6 protein-coding genes and 1 tRNA gene are annotated in these 6,000 nt (G+C 69.8%); 5 read left to right on the forward strand and 2 right to left on the reverse strand.

The annotated features are described in order from the left end of the window. Positions 1 to 56 precede the first annotated feature (56 nt). Positions 57 to 1,184 (forward strand): sensor histidine kinase, encoded by a 1,128-nt coding sequence (locus tag ACF1G2_RS24015; protein WP_391800202.1) that lies wholly within the window; start codon positions 57 to 59, stop codon positions 1,182 to 1,184. Beyond that, complete coding sequence (locus tag ACF1G2_RS24020; RefSeq protein ID WP_391800203.1) at positions 1,181 to 1,858, forward strand: response regulator; 678 nt, start codon at positions 1,181 to 1,183, stop codon at positions 1,856 to 1,858. The genes ACF1G2_RS24015 and ACF1G2_RS24020 overlap by 4 nt, the downstream gene beginning before the upstream one ends. Before the next feature lie 201 nt (positions 1,859 to 2,059). Here ACF1G2_RS24020 and ACF1G2_RS24025 read toward each other — a convergent pair. Further along, positions 2,060 to 2,130: transfer RNA gene (locus ACF1G2_RS24025), tRNA-Gly, on the reverse strand. 391 nt (positions 2,131 to 2,521) lie between these two features. Here ACF1G2_RS24025 and dcd point away from each other — a divergent pair. Both dcd and ACF1G2_RS24035 read left to right on the forward strand, forming a co-directional pair. Next, the gene (gene dcd, locus ACF1G2_RS24030; protein WP_030690788.1) at positions 2,522 to 3,097 is read left to right on the forward strand and encodes a dCTP deaminase; all 576 of its coding nucleotides are present in this window, start codon (positions 2,522 to 2,524) and stop codon (positions 3,095 to 3,097) included. Between the two features lie 5 nt (positions 3,098 to 3,102). After that, positions 3,103 to 3,600 carry a phosphoribosyltransferase gene (locus ACF1G2_RS24035; RefSeq protein WP_361669786.1) on the forward strand — a complete coding sequence of 166 codons (498 nt, stop codon included), beginning with the start codon at positions 3,103 to 3,105 and terminating at the stop codon, positions 3,598 to 3,600. Positions 3,601 to 3,677: 77 nt separating this feature from the next. Here the strand turns inward: ACF1G2_RS24035 and ACF1G2_RS24040 are convergent, their stop codons facing one another. Further along, complete coding sequence (locus ACF1G2_RS24040; RefSeq protein ID WP_391800204.1) at positions 3,678 to 4,523, reverse strand: Yip1 family protein; 846 nt, start codon at positions 4,521 to 4,523, stop codon at positions 3,678 to 3,680. A 208-nt stretch (positions 4,524 to 4,731) separates the two neighbouring features. Here ACF1G2_RS24040 and ACF1G2_RS24045 point away from each other — a divergent pair, with 208 nt between their 5' ends. Continuing rightward, the gene (locus tag ACF1G2_RS24045) at positions 4,732 to 5,772 is read left to right on the forward strand and encodes a hypothetical protein (RefSeq protein WP_391800205.1); all 1,041 of its coding nucleotides are present in this window, start codon (positions 4,732 to 4,734) and stop codon (positions 5,770 to 5,772) included. Positions 5,773 to 6,000 lie beyond the last annotated feature (228 nt).

The raw sequence follows: 6,000 nt of genomic DNA on the forward strand, positions 1-6,000 counted from the left end.
GGGTGCTCGTCCGCCAGCGGGATTCGACTGCGGCTGCCCCGGGCTACGGTGCGCCCATGAGTAAAGGACCGTTCCGCGTCCGGGCCGGTGTCAGAGACTGGCTGATGGCCATAGGCGTGGCGGCAGCGCTGCTGGTCACCGGGCTGTCCGGGCAGCACTCCGCCACAGGACTCGACCTGCTCGGATACGTGTTGCTGGCGGTGGGCGGCCTGGCTCTCGCCGCCGGACGGCGGGCTCCTGTTCCCGTCCTCGCCGTCACCGGGCTGTGTGCGGTGGGGTATCAAGCGGCGGGGTTCGACGTGGCGGCCGTCGCGTTCCTCTTCGCGGTGTACGCGGCGATGCGGGCGGGCCACCGCCTCATCACGGTGGTGACCAGCGTGGCCGTGCTGGCCTCCCTCCCCCTCGCGGCCCTGATATCGGGCCTGCACGACAAGGGCGAGGCGTTCGCGCAGGCCCGGGGCGCCCTCCAAATCGCCTGGCTCATCGCCGCCGGCGCCGCCGGTGAAGCTCTCCGGCAGGCCGAGCAGCGAGCCGACGAAGCCGAACGCACCCGCGAGGAGAGCGCGCGACGACGTGCCGACGAGGAAAGGCTGCACATCGCGCGAGAGCTGCACGATTCGCTCACCCATCAGATCTCGGTCATCAAGGTGCAGTCCGAAGTCGCCGTCCATGTGGCCCGCAAGCGCGGCGAACCGGTCCCGGAGACCCTGCTGGCGATACGGGAGGCCGGCCGGGAAGCGTCCCGGGAACTCCGCGCCACCCTGGAGGCGCTGCGCGACGACGACACCAGCCCACCGCACGGCCTCGACCACATCCCCGAACTGGTGGAACGGCACGGCAAGACCGGTCTGCAGGCGACCCTGACGACCCAGGGCCAGCCGCATGACGTGCCGGCCGCGGTGGGTCGGACCGTCTACCGGATCGTCCAGGAGTCGCTCACCAACATCGCCCGTCACGCGGACGCGACCACGGCATCGGTCCACATCGACTACCGTCCGGACGCCGTCGCCCTCCAGGTCGACGACAACGGCAAGGCCGCGCCGGACACCGACCCCGTGCCCGGCATCGGACTGCTCGGGATGCGCGAACGCGTCACCGCCCTCGGCGGTCGCCTCCGGGCGGCACCGCGCGACGAAGGCGGCTTCACCGTCCGGGCCGAACTCCCCGTGGAACGAGCATCGTGATCCGTGTCCTGCTGGTCGACGACCAGCCGCTCATCCGCAGCGGCTTCCGCGCGCTCCTCGACCTCGAAGACGACATCGAGGTCGTGGCCGAGGCCGCCAACGGCCAGGAGGGCCTGGCGCTCGCCAGAGAGCACCTGCCCGACATCGCACTCGTCGATATCCAGATGCCGGTCCTCGACGGCATCGAGACGACCCGGCGCATCGCGGCCGACCCGGCCCTGACCGGCGTCCACGTCGTCATCCTCACCAACTACGGCCTGGACGAACACGTCTTCAACGCCCTGTCCGCCGGCGCCGCCGGATTCCTCGTCAAAGACATCGTGCCGGAGGACTTCCTGCACGCCGTACGCGTGGCCGCGCGCGGCGACGCCCTCCTCGCACCCTCGATCACCCGCAAACTGATCAACCGGTACGTCACCCAGCCGCTCCCCACCGACACGGGGCCGGGGCTGGAAGAACTGACCAGCCGAGAACGGGAGGCCGTCGTCCTGGTTGCGCACGGCCTGTCCAATGACGAGATCGCGGCTCGCATGGTGATCAGCCCGCTGACTGCGAAGACCCACGTCAACCGGGCCATGGCCAAGCTCCACGCCCGCGACCGCGCCCAGCTCGTGATCCTCGCCTACGAAGCCGGCCTGGTGACCCCGCGCAGCTCGCCACCCCACCCCGGGTAGATGTGCCGCAACGCTCGCCGCGTGCTGTGATGTGCGAGGTCAGAGGCTCGGACGGATCGCAGATCCCGTCTCCGTGACCTGGTGCGATCATCCACTGGGTGAGGCCTCTTGGGGCCGTCAGACTGACCACATGACTGACGAGGGTCGAGAGGTCTAGACGACGAAGAAGGCCCAGGTCGCTGACCTGGGCCTTCTCTCAAGAGCGGATGACGGGAATCGAACCCGCGCTATAAGCTTGGGAAGCTCATGTTCTACCATTAAACTACATCCGCCTGGCGGTTCGTTGATCGGTACCGCAGACTCGGACACTGTACCCCATCGCGAAGTCGAGGCGTACCTCCCTGTGACGGAGCGGCGCCTGGAGGCGGGTGCTGTCCCCCTCTAATGTGGCTCTCTCGTCCACCACTTGTCGGGGAAGGGACTTGATGGGTTCGATGGAGCGCACCGTCGTTCGTTGTGCCGAAGGGCATGTGTTCAGTACCGCTTCGTTCCCGCTGCAGCAGCTCGGTGCCGGGCGGATCGGGCCAGGGCGGCTTATCCGGTGTCCGCGCTGTGCGCGGCTGCGGCATGCGGTGCCCGTGGAGCTCGAGCGGCGCTGACCGGCGCGGGGCGCGGCGGGTTCCCGATTGGGGCAGGTCCGCGCCCTCTGCGTATCGTGGGGGCGTGCTTCTCTCAGACAAGGACATCCGGGCCGAGATCGATGCCGGACGGGTGCGCATCGACCCGTACGACGAATCCATGGTGCAGCCCTCGAGCATCGACGTGAGGCTTGACCGCTTCTTCCGGGTGTTCGAGAACCACCGCTACCCCCACATCGACCCCGCCGTCGAGCAGCTCGATCTGACGCGCGAGGTCGAGCCCGAGGGCGACGAGGCGTTCATCCTCCACCCCGGTGAGTTCGTGCTCGCCTCGACGTACGAGGTCATCACCCTCCCCGACGACATCGCCTCACGGCTGGAGGGGAAGAGCTCGCTCGGGCGGCTCGGGCTCGTCACCCACTCCACCGCCGGGTTCATCGACCCCGGGTTCTCCGGGCACGTGACCCTGGAGCTGTCGAACCTCGCCACCCTGCCGATCAAGCTCTGGCCGGGGATGAAGATCGGGCAGCTGTGCATGTTCCGCCTCAGCTCGCCCGCCGAGTTCCCGTACGGCAGCGAGCGGTACGGCTCGCGCTACCAGGGGCAGCGGGGGCCGACGGCCTCGCGCTCGTACATGAACTTCCATCGGACCCAGGTGTGACAGCTATGAGTGACGTACGGGAGAACCTCACCTACGAGGGCTTCGGCCGCGCCATCCGCGAGCTCGCCCAGACCATCGCCGACGACGGTTACGAGCCCGACGTCGTGCTCTCCATCGCGCGCGGCGGCGTCTTCGTCGCCGGCGGCCTGGCGTACGCCCTCGACTGCAAGAACATCCACCTCGTCAACGTGGAGTTCTACACGGGCGTCGGAACGACGCTCGAGATGCCCGTCATGCTCGCGCCCGTCCCCAACGCCATCGACTTCAGCGACAAGAAGGTGCTGATCGCCGACGACGTCGCCGACACCGGCAAGACGCTCAAGCTCGTCCACGACTTCTGCGTCGACCACGTCGCCGAGGTCCGCTCCGCCGTCATCTACGAGAAGTCGCACTCCCTCGTGAAGTGCGAGTACGTGTGGAAGAAGACCGACGAGTGGATCAACTTCCCCTGGTCCGTCGAGCCGCCCGTCGTGCGGCGCGAGGGCCAGGTCCTCGACGCCTGAGGCGAAGAGGCCGAGAGCCTGGCACGGAACGAGGGAGGGCCCCCGCCGGTTGCGGCGGGGGCCCTCCCTTCTGTGTTCTACAGCGTGCCCAGCTTGATGATCGAGAGCAGCGCGATCAGCTGGATCGCCGACGCGCCCAGCGCCTTCGGCCACGGCAGGTCGTGCGAGCGGCTCACCATCAGCGTGAACAGCGCGCCCGCCGCCAGCCAGGTGACCCAGCCGAGGACCTGGACCAGGCTGTTCTCGCCGCCCAGGAACATCGCGAAGAGCAGTCGGGGCGCGTCCGTGATCGACATGATCAGCATCGACAGGCCCACGGTCGGCTGCCAGCTGCCGTCGCCGCCCAGCTGGCGCGCGAGGGTGTGCGTGACCGCCCCCAGGATCAGGCCGCCGACGACGAAGCCGGCGCCCGTCATCAGCACGTACGGGATCGCCGTCGAGAGCGTCGCGCCGATCGCCTCGTCGCGCGCCTGGTCGAAGCCGAAGATCGCCAGCAGGCCGTAGAGGAACGTGACGACCAGTGCCGGTCCCCACACCGCGTGGTCCCGCATCTGCAGGAACGTCGGCGCCGGTCGCAGCACGATGCCGCTCAGCAGGGCCTTCCACGGCAGCCGCGGGCCCGTCGTGACGGGGGCCGCGCCGGCGTGGTACATCGCCGCGTCGCCGTAGGGGTCCTCGTTCACGCTGAACATCTGCGTGTGCCCCGGTGTGTTCGCCGCGTAGTGCTGCTGCTGATGCTGCTGCGCTCCGTGCGGGTCCCCGAAGTACTCCGGCTCGCCGTACCCGCCGCCCTGCGGGGCCTGCCGGCCCCACTGCTGCTGCGGGTGGGGCGGCGGGGCCGCGGGGTATCCGTACGGCGCCTGCTGCGGTTGTTGTTGCGGGGGGCGGTTGTCCCGGCCGCGTCCGTTCCTGAATCCAGCCACGCCTTGAACGTACCCGTTTCCGCTGTGTGGGCGCTCCTTTGCCACTGAGCTGTGACATCCCCTAGGGGGCCCCTGAGGGCTTTACAAGGTCGGTGTCCGGCCCTCGGCCCACTGTTACAAGGCTGATGTTTCGCCTATACGTCCCATCCGTAGCTTTACGGGCGTCGAAGGACGAAACGCACGAAACCGACATCACGAGGTACTTTCCATGCGCGTCACCCGTCGCACCATCCGTACCGCCGCGATCGCCACCGGCACCATCGCCGCCCTCGCCGTCCCGACCGCCGGCGCCTTCGCCGCCGACCACCCGGCCCCGGCGCCCGTCCCGGCGCCCGTGCCGACGGCGGGCCAGGGTGCGGAGCCCGACCAGCCGGAGGTCCTCCCCGACGAGCAGCGGCAGCCTCGGACGGGCCCGCCCGTCGAGCGCGCCTTCATCCAGTCGTACCGGCTCGCGGACGGTTCGGTCGCCAAGGTCTACCAGACGGGGACGGACCGGTACTCCGCCGAGATCTGGGCCGGCGGCACGCTGATCGACACCCTCGCCACCACCGGATCCCCCGCCTACGGGCAGAACAACGGCCTGCACGTCGTCCTGCAGCCCGACGGGAGCGTCGCCTCCTGGACCGAGGGCGACAAGCCCGCGCCGAAGCCCGAGCCCAAGCCCGAGCCCAAGCCGAAGCCCAGGCCCGTCCCCGACAAGAAGGTCCAGAGGAAGGCCGCCTCCTCCGTCACCCTCACCACGCCCGACGGGCGCATCGCCAAGCTCGTCAAGGGCTCTCACGGGCCGCGCGTCGTGATCTCCCAGCCCGACGGCCGGCGCCTCGCCACGCTCGACCCGAAGCACGCCACCGCCCACCACGGCGGCTGGAGCTACAGGCTCGTCGTCGTGGGCAAGGGGGAGTACCGGTTCGTCGTCGTCGACACCCCGAAGCAGGGCGGCAACAGCTGGGTCTACGACTTCCGCGGCAAGCTGGTCGAGAAGTACCGCGCCGAGAAGCACACGACGAGGTCGACCACCGTCGTGGCGCCGCCGTCGGCCGCGCGGACCGACGTCCCCCGGATCGACGTCCCCCGGATCGACGTCCCCCGGGCCGACGTCCCCCAGGGCGCCGTCAAAGCCGGTGCCGAGAAGGTCGCCGGCTCCGCCCACGAGGCCACCCTCATAGGAGCCGGTGGCGGTCTCGCCGCCCTCGGGGCCGCCGGGCTCGGGTTCGCCCTCCATCACCGCCGTTCACCCCGCCAGGACTGAGAGCGCGCAGCCGCACGTACGAAAGCCGCCCCGCGCATCTCGCGCGGGGCGGCTCCCTCGTTCGTACCGGCTACTCGGCCGGACGCTACTCGGCCGAGACCGACTCCGACTCCGCATCCGAGTCCGAACCCGACTCCGGGGCGTCCGGCTCGACGTCCTCCGGCTTCGTCTTCACCGAGTCGAGCAGCAGCTGGGCCACGTCCACCACCTGGACGGACTCCTTCGCCT

The sequence above is a fragment of the Streptomyces sp. NPDC013457 genome (assembly GCF_043089925.1).
GTDB lineage: Bacteria > Actinomycetota > Actinomycetes > Streptomycetales > Streptomycetaceae > Streptomyces.

Excerpts from the sequence above, each read along its gene's own strand:
- ACF1G2_RS24015 (WP_391800202.1), top strand. The coding sequence starts at position 57 with ATGAGTAAAGGACCGTTCCGCGTCCGGGCCGGTGTCAGAGACTGGCTG.
- ACF1G2_RS24035 (WP_361669786.1), top strand. The coding sequence starts at position 3,103 with ATGAGTGACGTACGGGAGAACCTCACCTACGAGGGCTTCGGCCGCGCC.
- ACF1G2_RS24045 (WP_391800205.1), top strand. The coding sequence starts at position 4,732 with ATGCGCGTCACCCGTCGCACCATCCGTACCGCCGCGATCGCCACCGGC.